Below are 14,629 nucleotides of genomic sequence, written 5' to 3' on the forward strand. Positions count from 1 at the left end.
GACCGCTCCATGCTCTGGAAAGCCCCGTGCCGAAGCACGGGGAGGGGTTTAGATCAGTCGGCCGATGGCTGCCTTGCATGTGCGGTATTCCCGCATCAAGGCCTCCAGCTCGGATCCATCCAGATCACCTTCGGCGCGGACATAGATCTCGTCCAGTACCTCGATGCTTGTTGCCTTGGCCATCTGTTCGTAGATCGCTTTCAGCTTGGCGCTGGGTTCCTGGTCAGAGGCATCGGAAGCGATGGCAGACACACCATCCACTTTCACCTTCTTTCTAGTTGCGTCAGCCACCTCAACCGGACCGCCACCCGGCCTGGATTGGCTGGCATCGCGGCTTGTCACCGGCTTGGCGTCTGCGATCTCGCCTGTCTCGTCGTCAATGATCGGTGCGTAGTTGCCCTCGATCACATCGGTCAAATTCAGGTTTTGCGCCTTGCCCTGCTCCGCAGCTGCGTCCAGGGCGAGTGCCGAGGCCAGCTCAGGTGATTTGGGCAGGAATTTGCACAGGCGACGAATCGCTGTCTTCAGACCCATGGCCGTAAAGTCGGAATCCCATACAGATTCCTTCTTGTATCGCTTGGCAGACTGATAGCCTCGCGAGTTGTCGCGAATCTTCTCAACCTCCTTACGCCCCATTGCCACGAACGTCCGACTTCCATCCTTGAACACAGCGACGGAATAAAAACCGGCGACATCACCACGCTCGTCGTCGGCGGCAGGAAAGCCGCCCAGCGTCGTCAATGGCTCGTGATCGAGACTGCGTTCCATGCCCAGCTTGAGGGTAAAAACATCATTCACCCTGACTTCGTGGGCATAGATGTCCTGAACCAGTCCGGACTGTCGAGCGAGCTTCATCAGGCCCGTGTAGCCGGGGATCAACTGGCACTGGTTGCCAAACGGCACCAGATGCGCTTCCCCCATGAGACCGACTTCCAGCCCCATCTGCGAAGACTGGATGACCGCGGCGAATACGCTGCGTGGATCACACTCTCCAAGCTTGGGTGTCATTCGGAATGCAGTAAGTGCAATGCGCGCCATGCGGTCCGGATTGATGTGCTTTGGCAGGGCGCGGGCAATTTCACCCTTGAACTGCTCCAGCATGGCCGGGAAACCTTTCGGTTGCTCAGCATCGTTGGCCGTAGTGCGATTGATGTTTTTCAAGGCTTGCAGTGACATGGTATTGACCTCCAGAAAAATGGAAAAGGCGGTCACACCACGCCCCTTGCGGGAACATGGCATTCCCGCCGGGTTGATTACTGCTGCTGCTTCACCGTTTCAGACTATTCCTCGGTGCGAGGGGTTGCATAGCCTGAGGACGGAATTCCTGTCGGTTGCACATCGCATCTGCTGTTTCGATTTCCGAATCAACATAGCTATGTTTGACGCAGGCAAGGAGCAATCGACGACTTTCCTTGAGCGCGCGCCTGCAACGGACCACTTCGGCTTCTGCCTGTTTGAGGGCATCCACCTTTGCTTCCACTCGGGCAGCGATCAACAGAATCGGATCCCCGACCTCGTAGAGATAGGGTGCGACCTTCTCGATTGGATTGCTCGGCACTTCAGCTCTCCAGATCAAAGTTCGCCGCCCAGCGTGGCAATTCGATCGTTTCGATCTCCCCGTTTGGCTGATACGCCGGCCAGCGGTTGTTCGCACGACACCATTGCAGGAGCTGCAGCGCACCGCGATACTTGGCGCGCCCGACGTCGATGACGTCCTCGCTTGCGCGATAGACCGCTGCCGCTTGCGGACCGTCCTTTTCGACGGCGATGTAGTAGAACGGGAGCGTCCTGCCGGTGATGGCTTTTATGCCGTCCTGATAGAACGCCGCTTGCAGGTCGTAACCGAGCGTGGCGATTGAACGAGCAAATCCCTCTGCCGAAGCATCGACGCAGGTTTTTACATCCACGATGCCGGTGACGATTCCATCGGCCATGACAAGCCAGTCCGGTCGGCATCTACATCCGAGCCCGGTCTCCGGATCACTCCAGAAGCCGGACATTTCAGCCATCCCGTTCGCCAGCAAACGCGCAGCGCCCGCGTGACGAGAGAGGCTTGCCTGGATGGACCGGATGGCCATCATCAGGGTGGGTGTCAGGATTTGCTTGCCGTCATACAACCTGGCAATTGCCTCCTCCCGAAAAACAAATCTGGACTCGACGTCGGCCACCTTGATGGCGTCCTTGATCTCTTCCTTCCTCATCTTTCCGACCTTGATACCCAGTTCCGCAGCCGCGGCCTTGTAGTCATCGAGCGACTGCAACGAACCTTCGAGTTGCGACTCGTCAAATACCGCGTAATCGGAAGCGAATGCGGCCGGTTCAAGAACCGCGGAGTGAACGGCCGTACCAAACGCCATTGCCGGGGTCGGCTCGGGCGGATGGGTGACGTATTCCTGAAAATGCGCCGGAGACCGCATGATCCGCACAAGGCTTGAATGCCCAACAGCGTCCTTGTTGCGGTGGTACTCCTCGGCCGCCATCGACAGAAGGCCGACTTGAGTTTCTATAAGCATTTCTACCTCCAGAGGCAAGATTCCCGCTGGAGGCACTTATTCCCTGCCGGGAACATGCGTCCCTGGCGGGGTTGTAAATGACAGGCAGTTGCCTGACTGTCGCTAATGGCTGTTTGTTTCGAGCGGCCAGCTACCGCCTCTTGATGCTCCTGGTTACCCAGAAGCGACAATCTGGCTTTCCGCAGCACACCGCAACACACTTGCGATGCGCTCTGGAAAGCCCGCACCAAAGCGCGGGATAGGTGGATCACGCATCACGCAAACCAAAATATCCGGTTTGCGTGATGCCTGACGATCAAGGGGTGAGACGCATCTTGACGACAGGTGCCAGTCGTCATCGCAGTCCCAACGCGCGAACGATGGGGCGGCTGATGATGAAACCAGAAACGGCACACATCGCGAGTATCAGAAATATCATGGCTAGGCTCCTTGTCGGGTTGATGAATGAACCCCACACGAGTTGCCAGGCTTGATGCGCGCCCGTAACAACCCCGCAGGCCTAAGGACTCTCTTTCGAAAATCTTTAGGCCTGCGGGATTCCCACAGGCGAGGTTGGTGCTGGTTTAGCGCAGACCCAGCGCCCGAATGATCGGACGACTGATGACGAAACCACCAATGCAGCACGCGATAAGAACGAGTTCCATGATGTCTCCTTGAAAAAAATGCGGAGACACCAAGCCCCAGGCGGGGAGAGTATCCCCGCATGGGTTTGAATTGCTTCAGAGCGTCGAGTTAGAGCACCACTTCAAACCGGGCTTCGGTTTCGGTGGGAGCAACAACTTGCGACTTTTTGACGGCCTTCTTTCTCTTGGCCGGCTTTTTCGGTTGCACGACTTCCAGCGTCGGCATCGGAATGCCGCGCCGGATAAAGGCAGGTACGTCGTACTTCGACCAGTCCTCTTCGCCATCGTCATGACTGACAGGCGAGGATGCCGACACGGATCGGTGCCATTCCGGGATCTTTTGCGCGCCGGGCCAATGTTCAGGTGTGGCCACCGGCGGTGAAAATGCCAGGTGTCCGAACCTGCCAACAGCAAGCACGAAAAGATGTACTGTCCCAATAAGCGATGCAACCAGAAGAACTTTTTCCATGATGCCTCCAAGTCAAGAATCCTGGAGACACCTGCTCCCATTGCGGGATGGGCATCCCGCAGGGGTTACAGAGTACCGCCACGCACTGGCATGAACGGCACGTAAATGCTGATTGTTTCCAGCGGCCAGCTACCGCTTCATCGATGGCACTAGGCACAACGAATGTGGAGCCATTTTCACTGAGCCGTTTGTGATTTGCAACCGCCAGACGGTGCACTTTTGTGCGCTTTTCGCATTCGATTCTGGCGCCTGGTTTTGTAGCATGAACCTACCTCATCAGGAGTTCATAGATGGCAACCAGGCCGCCCGCGTTCATTCCATCTGCATCACACGACATCAGTCGGCCCTACTTCACGCAGAAGGTAAGACTTCATTCTCTTCATGCCCAGCAGGTGTTTGATCGAGGATTCGAGCTTTGCGCAAATGCAATTTTTTCTCTGTCAGTCGTGTTGCGTGTCATTGGCACTGACGAGCAGGCGCGCGAGGTAGAGACCATTGTTGATGATCGCCTGGACAAAATGTTCGAAGACATGCGTTCCGAGGTGGCTCGACTTGAAAAGCTGGCCGATGCGCACGGTATCGAGTTTGCCGGCGTCACCTACTCGAACCCGAAGGAGCTTGAGGCCAGAATCACCTCTCCTCGTGCAGTCCGCTACATCGGACTCATCCGCGAGTTTGATGGATTGGTTGGCAAATTCGACACCCTTTGGTTATCGGGTTCGATCCCGGACGGAAACTATTCCAGCAGCCTGTATGAATGGAAGCGCCGCCTCTTGCGAATTGCCGGGGGCTTTCGCGGTCTGGCCAGTCGAGCGAGCATCGCCGCCCGAAAGAACGCTACCCGTGTGGCGGAGACTGATTCGGCATTCCCGGCCATTGCCGTAACCCCAACGGAAACGGAATCGCCTGCATCCGTTCTCGCGGTATAGGTGGACCTGAATCCGCACCAGGAACGTGCGGTTTCCACGGTCGGTCACTGCACTGTCCTTGCATGTCCGGGCTCCGGTAAAACCCGCGTACTTTCCGAGCGAGCCATTCGGTTGCTTGCATCGCATGACAAGGGGCGCTTGTGCGCCGTCACCTTCACACGAGACGCTGCCGAGGAACTCAAGGCACGGATCCTTCCCTCCTGTGGTGCCGATGTTGCGCGGCGTCTCGCTGTAGGGACTTTTCACTCCATCGCACTTTCGCAGCTCAAGCGATTACCTCGTGGCCAGAAGCCCAGGCGCCTGCTGTCTGACGGAGAAAGGATGGCGGTACTGCGTCGCTGCATCGCCCAGCATCCGATCGAAGCCACGTTCGAGGATGTCGTCAAAAACATCGATAGTGCAAAAGCAAGGATCAGAACGCCAGTCTTTGCGGAACCAGACATCGAGGCGGTCTATACCGCCTACCAGGACACCCTCGCATCCGAGGGCGCGATGGACTTCGCGGACATCGTGCTGTTGGCAGTCCAGAAAATCAGCTCCGGCGAGTTGCTGCCACTGCCCGTCCGCTGGCTACTGGTCGACGAAGCGCAGGATATGGATGAAGTGCAGGTGGCATGGGTAAAAGCACATGGGCTCGCCGGCATCGAAGTCACCCTGGTAGGGGATGATGATCAAAGTCTGTACGCCTTCCGGCATGCCATGGGGTATGCGGGCCTGATCGAGGTCACCGAATCCCTGGCGTCGACCGAGACAACCCTGCCGCTGAATTACCGCTGCGCACCCAACATCCTGGGACATGCCGCAAAGCTGATCACCCACAACAAGGAGCGAGCACCAAAGCGCATAGAGGCGTTCAGGACATCCACCGGCGATATCCAGATAGTCAGAGCATCTGACCGCTGGGATGAGGCCGATATTGTGGTGGACCGGATAAGGTTGTTCGGCATCGACTCCGAATGGGGGATTTTCGGGCGAACCAATAGCCAGCTGGACCCAATCGAAATTTGCCTCAGCGGATCGGGGATCCCTTACAAGCGTACCGGAGGCAAGAGGATATGGGACCGGAAACTCGGAAGCGCATTTCTGGGTATCCAGCGTAGCGTTCTCGACGGCGGCTGGACTGGCGCCGCCAATGCTCTGGCCTTTGCCGGTGTGGCGCCTGCCTACTTGAATTCACGCGAAGTTCAAGGCGAAGGTGATTGCATGCAGTACCTCACCAGGGTCCTCGAATTGCGTGGCCCCGAAGGCGATTACCACCAGCGAGTGGCTGGATTGCTGGCCGGTTTCTCGTCATGGACCGAGCAAGCGAGAAAAGGCCGGGTTGAACTGGTGGTGCATGGAGTATCAGCCTGGCTTCTACCTCACTGCAAGAACGATCAGCACGTTGCCATGCTGAATCGACTGGAGTCATCCGTCGCCAAACTGTCTGGCTCACTGGGGCAGCGCTTGCGGTTCCTCACGACAACCGACAACAAGCAGAAGTCGGCTGGAATTCATCTGATGACCCTCCATTCCTCCAAGGGGCTTGAGTTCGACAACGTGTGGATCATGGGCACCGAGGACGGAAATCTTCCGCATACCGATTCTTCCGAAGAGGAAGAGCGCAGGCTGATGTACGTCGGCATGACTCGCGCCAAGAATCGCTTGATTCTCAGCAGCGCCATGAACGAGGGTTTTGAGTCGCGATTTCTGGAGGAAGCTGGATTAGTTTGAAATGCGCCCGGCCTGTGCGCTTTTAGCCATCCGAATTACTGGCGATCTGGCTAATATTTGCTTGACTGCAATGCCCACAAAGTTGCGTTCCCAGAGACATCTCGAAACTGAAATGAAAACCTACACATCAGATGAGGCCGCCAAGTTTCTGGCGACAGACGTTTCGACCGTTCGAGCCCTAATCGACGACGGCTTCTTGCCAGCAGCGAAGATTGGCCGAGCATGGGTAATGCTCGAATCAGACCTCGTCGACTTTTTGTCGGTACGAATCCGAGAGCAAACAGCCGAGCGAATTGAACGCGCCGTTATCACTGACAGGAATCGCAATCAGAGCGAGGTTAGTCAAACTCGCCGCTATCGCGGCCGGCGAAGACTCCCCGAATTACCAGAGCTTCCCGGCGAGCGTGGTACCGCGTAGATTCGCATAACGCATCAACATTCTGGGTGATCGATGTCCGGTGATCTTCGCAATTTCCAAGTCCGAGAGCGATGTACGTTCAAAAAATCGACTGGTGGCTTCGTGTCGAAGGTCATGGAAATTCAGACCCACAACTTTTGAGTAGTCAAAAATGCGGGAAAACTGACGTGACAATTTACTCGTGGTTTTTCGTAAAGATTCTTGTGTCGGGACGCCGTCCCACCACGGGAACAGACGTTCATTCGCTTTCATCCTTTCAAGAACCGGCTGAAGTTTGGCGATAGCCACCGATGAAAGCGGGATCTGTCTCTTGTCGCCATTTTTTGTCTTGTCGAGAAAAATCGTTCGCTGTGACAAATCGACCTGAGCCACGGAGAGGGTGAACATTTCCCGCAGGCGCATTGCCGTTTCTAGCGCAAGGTCAAAAAGGAGTACCAAGAGCTCCCTGTCCTTCATTGCCAACGATCGCTCGCGATCATCGCGCTTGTGCCCGGCCATCGCTTGTCGGATTGCGTCTTCTTCAGCTTGAGTCAAACGACGATCCCGTTCCTGATCTACTTTGGATTTTCGATCAAGCGCGCGAAGAACAGCCCCATCTGCCGCGGTATAGGTTGCGTATCCCTTGGGTAATAGTCGCAACGGATTTGCTATAAGGTCCCCACGCCGACAAAGCCAGTCCAGCATTCGTGCCAAGGCTCCCACGTGATGCCGAATCGTGGACGGCGAAAGGTTGCGAATCTGTTTCGATTCCTTGACGTACTTCTCAGCCCAGGGATAGTCGACCTGCGATAGCAGCACCTTGCCTATCCGCTCATATATGACATCCAGAACCAACTTGTCCGACTCGGATATCGATACTCTTTGGATGTAAAGGTGGATGCCAGCGCCAACCGTTGCAGGCTTATCCGCATTCTCTTGAAACTCTGCTGGAACTACCCCTGCATCAAGTAAGCACTCGAGCCGTGCGACGTACGAATCGCCTTCCTTTTCGTCGGTGAAAGTAAGCGAAATTGGGCGTGACAGCAGTCCTTTGCGCTTGACGACATATTCCCAGGAAGAAGCACGGCGGCGCTTTGTAGACATTCGCGTACACGGCAAATTGTATAGTGGACGGGTGGTTTGCCACCTTTCCCGGGTGGCAAGTACCCCTTTTTACCATGTTTTGCCGCGATAACCAACCCGGTGACGGGCAACAAAAAAGCCCGCAGAAGCGGGCTTTTTTGTCTATATTCAGTAACTTATTTTGGAGGCGCGACCCGGAATCGAACCGAGGTACACGGCTTTGCAGGCCGCTGCATAACCACTCTGCCATCGCGCCGAAACCCTGCGAACAGGGCTATCAAGCTAAAAGGGGGAAAGCAATGCTTTCCCCCGGGTATCTGGAGCGGCAGAAGAGTCTCGAACTCTCGACCTCAACCTTGGCAAGGTTGCGCTCTACCAACTGAGCTACTGCCGCAAAACAGCCGCGCATTATAGCCGGCGAAAACATTGTGTCAACGACTGCGCGCCGAGATTTCCGGCCATGCCTTGCGCAGGTAATAGGCCATCGACCAGAGCGTCAGCACCGCCGCAATCCAGAGCGACCACGTGCCCAGAAGTCTCACGTCAAGCGGTCCGATCGACCGATCCCAAAGAAGCAGCGGGATCGCTGTCATCTGGGCAATGGTCTTCAGTTTGCCGATCAGCGATACGGCCACGCTCTTTGCCGCTCCGATGTTGGCCATCCACTCCCGAAGTGCGGAAATCGCTATTTCGCGACCGATGATGATGAACGCCAGGATCGCGTCCGCGCGGTCCAGCTTCACCAGCATGACCAGTGCTGCAGCAACCATGAGTTTGTCCGCCACCGGGTCGAGAAAGGCGCCGAATGCCGAGGTCTGGTTGAGCCTGCGCGCAAGCCAGCCATCGACCCAATCCGTGATTGCAGCGACGAGGAAGGCCCCCGTGGCGATCAGGTTCTTTTCAGCCGCATCCAGCGGCAGGTAATACACGCCCACCACCAGCGGGATCAGCAATATGCGCGCCCAGGTGAGCAGGTTGGGGATGTTCAACGGCATCTCAGCGCAAGGCCTTGTGGATCTCTTCGGCCAGACGCCGAGAAATACCATCGATGCGACACAAGTCCTCGATCGTGGCGGCCTTCACCCCGTCAAGGCCGCCGAATTGCGCGAGCAGTTTTTTGCGCCGGGCCGGGCCCACACCCGTCACGTCCTCCAGTTTCGAATGGCCCCGCGCCTTGGCCCGCCTTGCCCGGTGGCCGACAATGGCGAAACGGTGCGCTTCGTCGCGAATTTCCTGAATCAGGTGAAAGCCGGCATGGTCCATGCCCAATTGTAGCGGCTGCTCATGGGGCCCGCTCGGGCCATGGACGAAGAGTGTTTCCAACCCGGGTTTGCGCTCTTCGCCCTTCGCGACGCCGACGCTCGGAAGGTGGTCCAGCCCAAGTTCAGCGAACACTTCGCGGGCGACGCGATGCTGCCCCTTGCCACCGTCGATCAGGACCAGGTCGGGAGCTACCATATCTCCGGTGGCAACCTTCTCGTAACGACGCGTCAATGCCTGGCGCATGGCCGCATAGTCGTCGCCGGGCTGTATGCCTTCAATGTTGAAGCGACGATAATCGCCCTTCTTCATCGCACCGTCGACGCAGACCACGCAGGAAGCCACCGTGGCTTCGCCCATGGTGTGGCTGATGTCGAAACACTCGATGCGATGCGGAGGGTCGGGCAGCCCAAGTGCCTCCTGCAAGGCGGCCAGACGCCCGCTGCTGCGGCTCTTGGCCTGGCGGCGTGCCTGCACCGCAAGTCGCGCATTGGTCAGCGCCATCTCGACCCAGGCGCGCTCCATCTCGTTCTTCGGCGGCCCGCCATTGATGCCCTCGGGCAGGTCATCAATTGGATACTCGCTGAGTATCACGCGCGGTGGCGCCGGCTGTTCGGCGTAGTGTTGGGCGACAAAGGCTGCCAGGCCTTCGGTGGCCTCCGCCTCTGGCGCGGAGCGGGGAAAGCAGGCCCGATCCCCGATGTGCAGGCCGCCGCGCACCATGGCCAGATTCACGCACAGTTCGCCGCGTTCGACCACCGCCGCAACGATGTCGACATCGGCATCCCGCGTCGAACTCACGTATTGGCGATGCAGGACCGCCTGCAGGGCGCGGATCTGGTCGCGCACCGCAGCCGCCTCCTCGAAGCGCAAGCCGTTCGCCGCATCCTCCATCTGCCGCGTCAGGCCGTCGATCACTTCCGTGTGTCGCCCGCGCAGGAACAATTGCGCCAGGCGCAGGTCGGCGGCATAGTCCTGCGGCGAGACGAGTCCCACGCAAGGCGCCTTGCAGCGCTTGATCTGGTGCATCAGGCAGGGACGCGAGCGGTTGGCGAACACCGATTCCTCGCAGGTGCGCAGCAGGAAGGTTTTCTGGATCAACTGGATGCTTTCGCGCACTGCGAGTCCATTGGGAAATGGACCGAAATACTCCGACTTCTTCTCGAAGGCGCCGCGATGGTAGAACAGCCGCGGAAACTCGCTCCCGGAAAGGCCGATGTAGGGATAGGACTTGTCGTCGCGGAAAAGGATGTTGTACTTGGGCGCCAGCTTCTTGATCAGCGTGTTTTCGAGGATCAGCGCCTCGGCTTCGGAACGGGTCGCGGTGACTTCCATCGCCGCCACCTGCTGCAGCATCAGCGCGATGCGCGGGCTGTGGCCGCCCTTGGTGAAATACGACGCCACGCGCTTCTTGAGGTTTTTCGCCTTGCCGACGTAGAGCACGGCACGGTCGGCGGCCAGCATGCGATAGACGCCTGGCGCCTCGGTCAGGGTCGCCAGGAACTCCTTTGCATCGAATGACGATTCAGGTGCCGAGCTCTTCACGGATCTTGCGGAAGACATCCTGAAAGCCGGCGCTGGTGAGACGGCGGGTTTGTGTGTTGTAGCGGCTGCAATGGTAGCTGTCGACCAGGATCCGGTCGCCGGGAAGCGCATGGCGCGCACCATGGGCGAAAACCAGCGCAGACTGCTTGAGCCCAAGTGCCATCAATACGGCCTTGTGCGCCACAAGGCCGAGCGAGAGGATCACCCGCACGTCTGGCGATTGCTGCAATTCCGCCGCCAGATAGTGGTTGCAAGTCTTGATCTCGGCCGGCTCCGGCTTGTTTTCCGGCGGCAGGCATTTCACGGCGTTGGTGATGCGGCAATCGCGCAGGCGCAGATTGTCATCGGCGGAAACGGAGTCCGGCCGCGAGCCGAAACCGAAGGCATGCAGGGTTTCATAGAGCAGGATCCCGGCATGGTCGCCGGTAAAGGGTCGCCCGGTGCGATTGGCGCCGTGCATGCCCGGCGCGAGGCCGACGATCAGCAGGCGCGCACGGGGGTCGCCGAAAGGCGGTACCGGGCGCGCGTGGTAGCCCGGTTCGCGCTGGCGCACTTCAGCCAGGAAACCCGCCAGGCGTGGGCAGGCGGTGCAGCGTAGAAGTTTTTCCATTGAGCTAGGATACCGCCTCGCCATGACGAACATGCCCCCCTCCTGCGACATTTTCTGCACGGTAGTCGACAACTACGGCGATGCCGCCGTGTGCTGGCGACTGGCGCGACAACTGGCCACCGAGCACGGCTGGCAGGTGCGCCTGTGGATCGACGATCCGGCACCCCTGGCGCGACTGGCGCCGGACTTCGTCACCGGGCCGGTCGCGGTGCGGCTCTGGCCCGACCCCTGGCCGACGGCTGGGGAGGCGGACGATGTCGCCGATGTCGTCATCGAAGCCTTCGCCTGCGAACTTCCACCCACCTACGTCGAGGCCATGGCGGCCCGATCGCGGCCGCCGGTCTGGCTGAATCTCGAATACCTCTCTGCGGAAACCTGGGTGGCCGGCTGCCACGGCTTGCCTTCACCGCATCCGCGCCTACCGCTGGTCAAGAATTTCTACTTTCCCGGCTTTGATGCCGGCACCGGCGGCCTCCTGCGCGAGCATGACTACGAAGCCTGGCGTGGTCACTTCGACGAAGCCGCGTTCCGTGCCGAATTCGGTCTGCCGAGAAAGGCACCCGACGAAATCACGATCTCCCTGTTCAGCTATGCCAATCCCGCATGGCCCCGCCTGGTCGAGGGATGGACCGACTCGCCACGCCCGATCCGGGTTCTGCGACCCGGCTGTACCGAAGATTCGCGCACCGAGGGAAACCTGAGCCTGCACTCCCTGCCCTTCCTGCCGCAACAGCGCTACGACGAACTGCTCTGGACCTGCGACCTCAATTTCGTGCGTGGCGAGGATTCCTTCGTCCGCGCCCAGTGGGCGGGGCGCCCTTTCGTCTGGCAGATCTACCCGCAAGCGCAGGATGCCCACCTTCCGAAACTGGAAGCATTCCTCGCCATCCACCCGGCCGGCAAGGTATTGCGGCCGTTCTGGCTGGCATGGAATGGCGTCGGACAACTGAACTGGGAGAAATTTGCGACCAGCCTGCCGGCGCTCGAAGACCCGATGCGCCGGTGGTCCAAAACCCTCGCCGGCCGCCCCGATCTTGCCGCCGGGCTTGTGCAGTTCTGCCTTCCACGGCTAAAATAGCCGGTTCCAAATTTCCGCTGCAGGAAGCAAACCCATGAAAACCGCCCAGGAACTCCGTGCCGGCAATGTCGTGATGATCGGCAACGATCCCCTCGTCGTGCAAAAGGCCGAATACAGCAAAGGCGGCCGCAGCTCCGCGGTCGTCAAGTTCAAGTTCAAGAATCTGCTCACCGGCGCCGCTTCCGAAGCCGTATATAAAGCCGACGACAAGTTCGAACAAGTCGTGCCCGAACGCAAGGAATGCACCTATTCCTATTTCGCCGATCCGATGTACGTGTTCATGGACACCGAATACAACCAGTACGAAGTCGAAGGCGAAAACATGATCGATGCCGTGAATTACCTCGAAGACGGCATGCCGGTCGAAGTGGTGTTCTACGACGGCAAGGCCATCTCGGTGGAAATGCCCAACAGCGTGGTGCGCGAAGTGATCTACACCGAGCCCGCCGTCAAGGGCGATACCTCGGGCAAGGTCATGAAGCCGGCCAAGATCAGCACCGGCATGGAACTGCCTGTCCCGCTGTTCGTCGAGATCGGCAACAAGATCGAAATCGACACGCGCACCGGCGAGTACAAGAACCGCGTGAAGTAATCGCGGCTCATTTCGGCAAAGGAACGGGCAGCTTCGGCTGCCCTTTGCATTTACGGCGCCAGCGCCCGTCCGACCAGCCGCACCCAGTAGCGGATGCCGGTGACGATGATTTCGTCGTTGAAATCGTAGTGCGGGCTGTGGAGCATGCAGCCGCCATCGCCCGGCCCGTTGCCCAGCCAGACATAGCAGGCCGGCACCACCTTCGCCAGGTAGGCGAAGTCCTCGGCGCCCATGCTCGGCGGCAGGGTCGTCAGCACCCGGTGTTCGCCGGCGACATGGCGCGCCACCTCGCGCGCGATGGCGGTCGGCTCGGACGCGTTGCAGGTCGGCGGGTAGCCGCGCTCGTAGCGCAGGTCGATGCCGACCCGATACGTCGCCTCGATGCCGCTACAGACGCGACGCAGGCCCGCTTCAAGCGCATCCTGCAATTCGCCGTTCAGCGAGCGCACCGTACCGCCGAGGACCGCAGTTTCAGGCAGAACGTTGTCCGCATGGCCGGCGTGGAAGCGCGTCACGCTGACCACGGCGGCATCGAGCGGGTCGGTGTTGCGCGAGACCAGTGACTGCAAGGCCTGCACCAGCGCACTTCCGGCAAGCACCACGTCCACCGCCTGATGCGGCATTGCGGCGTGGCCGCCGCGTCCGGTCAGTTCGACTTCGAAGCGATCAGTACCCGCCATCACCGGTCCTTCGGTAATGCCGAAACTGCCGGCCGCCATGCCCGGCCAGTTGTGCAGGCCGAACACCATGTCCATCGGGAAGCGCTCGAACAGCCCCTCCTCGACCATGACGCGGCCCCCGCCTTCGTGTTCTTCGGCCGGCTGAAAAATGAAATACACCGTGCCGTCGAAGTCGCGCAGTTTGCACAAGGCCTCCGCCGCACCGAGCAGCATCGCCGTATGCCCATCGTGGCCGCAGGCATGCATTCGTCCCGGATTGACCGAATGATGGGGAAAGCTGTTCAGCTCCGACAGGGGCAGCGCGTCCATGTCGGCACGCAGGCCGATGGCGCGCGGACTGCTCCCGAGCCTGAGCCTGGCGACCACGCCGGTGCGCGCGATGCCGCGATGCACTTCGAGGCCGAGTCCGGCCAGATGTTCCGCCACTTTCTGCGACGTGCGCAACTCGTCGAACGCCAGTTCGGGGTGGGCATGGATGTCGCGGCGGAAGGCGGCGATTCTCGGCGCAAGGGTGGTCAGCAGGTCGTCGATCATGGCGGAGTCCGTTCAGGCAATGCGTGTTTCGACAATCCTAGCCCAAACCCGTGAGCCGCATGCAAACCCCGCGACTTGCGGTATCTTGCCGCCCGATGAACCCGCGCCGCATTGCCCACCTCGACATGGACGCCTTCTACGCGTCGGTCGAACTGCTGCGCTATCCGGAGTTGCGCGGCCAGCCCGTGGTGATCGGCGGCCGGCGCGACCATCAGCCCGAACTGCTGGCCGATGGAACGCGGCGCTTTTCCCGCCTGCGCGACTACGTCGGGCGCGGCGTGACCACCACCTCGACCTACGAGGCGCGAGCCTTGGGCGTATTCTCCGGCATGGGGGTGATGAAATCGGCAAAGCTGGCACCGGACGCCATCCTGCTGCCGGTCGACTTCGAGGCCTATCGCCACTATTCAAGACTGTTCAAGGCCGCCGTCGCCACCATCGCGCCCCACATCGAGAATCGCGGAATCGACGAAATCTATTGAGACTTCCGTAATTCATGACATCACCACAAGGTAGCCTGCATCCAGCAAGCGGCGATGATCGAGGGGCGCTTTTGAGCGCTCTTGAGTTTGTTGCGTGCGGTCGTGTGCAGTTCGCTCAGAT

At 59.5% G+C, this 14,629-nt stretch carries 14 protein-coding genes, 2 tRNA genes and 1 pseudogene; 6 read left to right on the forward strand and 11 right to left on the reverse strand.

Features of this window, described 5'->3' with window-relative positions; translation table 11 throughout:
* Positions 1-48 precede the first annotated feature (48 nt).
* The 4 genes from J0M27_RS00925 to J0M27_RS00940 all read right to left on the reverse strand — a co-directional run bounded on the left by J0M27_RS00925 (position 49) and on the right by J0M27_RS00940 (position 3,605).
* Positions 49-1,176, reverse strand: coding sequence for a recombinase RecT (locus J0M27_RS00925; RefSeq protein WP_294986543.1), 1,128 nt, complete (start codon positions 1,174-1,176; stop codon positions 49-51).
* A 91-nt stretch (positions 1,177-1,267) separates the two neighbouring features.
* On the reverse strand, positions 1,268-1,558 hold the full coding sequence (locus J0M27_RS00930) for a hypothetical protein (protein ID WP_294986544.1): 291 nt from the start codon (positions 1,556-1,558) through the stop codon (positions 1,268-1,270).
* A 1-nt stretch (position 1,559) separates the two neighbouring features.
* Positions 1,560-2,513, reverse strand: a complete 954-nt coding sequence (locus J0M27_RS00935; RefSeq protein WP_294986546.1) for a PD-(D/E)XK nuclease-like domain-containing protein — start codon at positions 2,511-2,513, stop codon at positions 1,560-1,562.
* Positions 2,514-3,245: 732 nt separating this feature from the next.
* On the reverse strand, positions 3,246-3,605 hold the full coding sequence (locus tag J0M27_RS00940) for a hypothetical protein (RefSeq protein ID WP_294986548.1): 360 nt from the start codon (positions 3,603-3,605) through the stop codon (positions 3,246-3,248).
* A gap of 290 nt (positions 3,606-3,895) precedes the next feature.
* Between J0M27_RS00940 and J0M27_RS00945 the strand changes: the two genes are divergently transcribed.
* From J0M27_RS00945 to J0M27_RS00955, 3 genes are all read left to right on the forward strand, one after another.
* Positions 3,896-4,534, forward strand: a complete 639-nt coding sequence (locus J0M27_RS00945) for a hypothetical protein (protein ID WP_294986550.1) — start codon at positions 3,896-3,898, stop codon at positions 4,532-4,534.
* Complete coding sequence (locus J0M27_RS00950) at positions 4,535-6,247, forward strand: ATP-dependent helicase (RefSeq protein WP_294986552.1); 1,713 nt, start codon at positions 4,535-4,537, stop codon at positions 6,245-6,247.
* Positions 6,248-6,359: 112 nt separating this feature from the next.
* A complete protein-coding gene (locus J0M27_RS00955) occupies positions 6,360-6,665 on the forward strand; it encodes a helix-turn-helix domain-containing protein (protein WP_294986554.1) in 306 nt (101 codons plus the stop codon).
* Here J0M27_RS00955 and J0M27_RS00960 read toward each other — a convergent pair.
* The 6 genes from J0M27_RS00960 to J0M27_RS00985 form a co-directional block, all read right to left on the reverse strand.
* The gene (locus J0M27_RS00960; protein WP_294986556.1) at positions 6,630-7,748 is read right to left on the reverse strand and encodes a site-specific integrase; all 1,119 of its coding nucleotides are present in this window, start codon (positions 7,746-7,748) and stop codon (positions 6,630-6,632) included. The two genes, J0M27_RS00955 and J0M27_RS00960, sit on opposite strands and share 36 nt — an antisense overlap.
* A 161-nt stretch (positions 7,749-7,909) precedes the next feature.
* Positions 7,910-7,983: transfer RNA gene (locus J0M27_RS00965), tRNA-Cys, on the reverse strand.
* Positions 7,984-8,045: 62 nt separating this feature from the next.
* Positions 8,046-8,121: transfer RNA gene (locus J0M27_RS00970), tRNA-Gly, on the reverse strand.
* 37 nt (positions 8,122-8,158) lie between these two features.
* Positions 8,159-8,722, reverse strand: a complete 564-nt coding sequence (pgsA, locus tag J0M27_RS00975) for a CDP-diacylglycerol--glycerol-3-phosphate 3-phosphatidyltransferase (RefSeq protein WP_294986558.1) — start codon at positions 8,720-8,722, stop codon at positions 8,159-8,161.
* A 1-nt stretch (position 8,723) separates the two neighbouring features.
* Complete coding sequence (gene uvrC / locus J0M27_RS00980) at positions 8,724-10,532, reverse strand: excinuclease ABC subunit UvrC (protein ID WP_294986560.1); 1,809 nt, start codon at positions 10,530-10,532, stop codon at positions 8,724-8,726.
* Positions 10,513-11,142: a uracil-DNA glycosylase gene (locus tag J0M27_RS00985; RefSeq protein ID WP_294986561.1), complete on the reverse strand. Its 630-nt coding sequence runs from the start codon at positions 11,140-11,142 to the stop codon at positions 10,513-10,515. The genes uvrC and J0M27_RS00985 overlap by 20 nt, the downstream gene beginning before the upstream one ends.
* A gap of 22 nt (positions 11,143-11,164) precedes the next feature.
* Here J0M27_RS00985 and earP point away from each other — a divergent pair, with 22 nt between their 5' ends.
* Both earP and efp read left to right on the forward strand, forming a co-directional pair.
* Positions 11,165-12,220: an elongation factor P maturation arginine rhamnosyltransferase EarP gene (gene earP, locus J0M27_RS00990; protein WP_294986563.1), complete on the forward strand. Its 1,056-nt coding sequence runs from the start codon at positions 11,165-11,167 to the stop codon at positions 12,218-12,220.
* Between the two features lie 34 nt (positions 12,221-12,254).
* A complete protein-coding gene (gene efp / locus J0M27_RS00995) occupies positions 12,255-12,812 on the forward strand; it encodes an elongation factor P (protein ID WP_294986565.1) in 558 nt (185 codons plus the stop codon).
* A 50-nt stretch (positions 12,813-12,862) separates the two neighbouring features.
* On the opposite strand, the gene J0M27_RS01000 is transcribed toward efp, so the two are convergent.
* Positions 12,863-14,026 carry a M20 aminoacylase family protein gene (locus tag J0M27_RS01000; protein WP_294986567.1) on the reverse strand — a complete coding sequence of 388 codons (1,164 nt, stop codon included), beginning with the start codon at positions 14,024-14,026 and terminating at the stop codon, positions 12,863-12,865.
* Between the two features lie 95 nt (positions 14,027-14,121).
* On the opposite strand from J0M27_RS01000, the pseudogene J0M27_RS01005 reads away from it, so the two are divergent.
* A pseudogene (locus tag J0M27_RS01005) lies at positions 14,122-14,505 on the forward strand (DNA polymerase IV); the annotation flags it as partial.
* Between the last annotated feature and the right edge of the window lie 124 nt (positions 14,506-14,629).

This window comes from Sulfuritalea sp. (assembly GCF_017302275.1).
In the GTDB taxonomy this organism is placed as follows: domain Bacteria; phylum Pseudomonadota; class Gammaproteobacteria; order Burkholderiales; family Rhodocyclaceae; genus Sulfuritalea.

Excerpts from the sequence above, each read along its gene's own strand:
- J0M27_RS00960 (WP_294986556.1), bottom strand. The coding sequence starts at position 7,748 with ATGTCTACAAAGCGCCGCCGTGCTTCTTCCTGGGAATATGTCGTCAAG.
- efp (WP_294986565.1), top strand. The coding sequence starts at position 12,255 with ATGAAAACCGCCCAGGAACTCCGTGCCGGCAATGTCGTGATGATCGGC.
- J0M27_RS00955 (WP_294986554.1), top strand. The coding sequence starts at position 6,360 with ATGAAAACCTACACATCAGATGAGGCCGCCAAGTTTCTGGCGACAGAC.
- J0M27_RS00935 (WP_294986546.1), bottom strand. The coding sequence starts at position 2,513 with ATGCTTATAGAAACTCAAGTCGGCCTTCTGTCGATGGCGGCCGAGGAG.
- pgsA (WP_294986558.1), bottom strand. The coding sequence starts at position 8,722 with ATGCCGTTGAACATCCCCAACCTGCTCACCTGGGCGCGCATATTGCTG.
- J0M27_RS00925 (WP_294986543.1), bottom strand. The coding sequence starts at position 1,176 with ATGTCACTGCAAGCCTTGAAAAACATCAATCGCACTACGGCCAACGAT.
- earP (WP_294986563.1), top strand. The coding sequence starts at position 11,165 with ATGACGAACATGCCCCCCTCCTGCGACATTTTCTGCACGGTAGTCGAC.
- J0M27_RS00945 (WP_294986550.1), top strand. The coding sequence starts at position 3,896 with ATGGCAACCAGGCCGCCCGCGTTCATTCCATCTGCATCACACGACATC.
- J0M27_RS00985 (WP_294986561.1), bottom strand. The coding sequence starts at position 11,142 with ATGGAAAAACTTCTACGCTGCACCGCCTGCCCACGCCTGGCGGGTTTC.
- J0M27_RS00940 (WP_294986548.1), bottom strand. The coding sequence starts at position 3,605 with ATGGAAAAAGTTCTTCTGGTTGCATCGCTTATTGGGACAGTACATCTT.
- J0M27_RS01000 (WP_294986567.1), bottom strand. The coding sequence starts at position 14,026 with ATGATCGACGACCTGCTGACCACCCTTGCGCCGAGAATCGCCGCCTTC.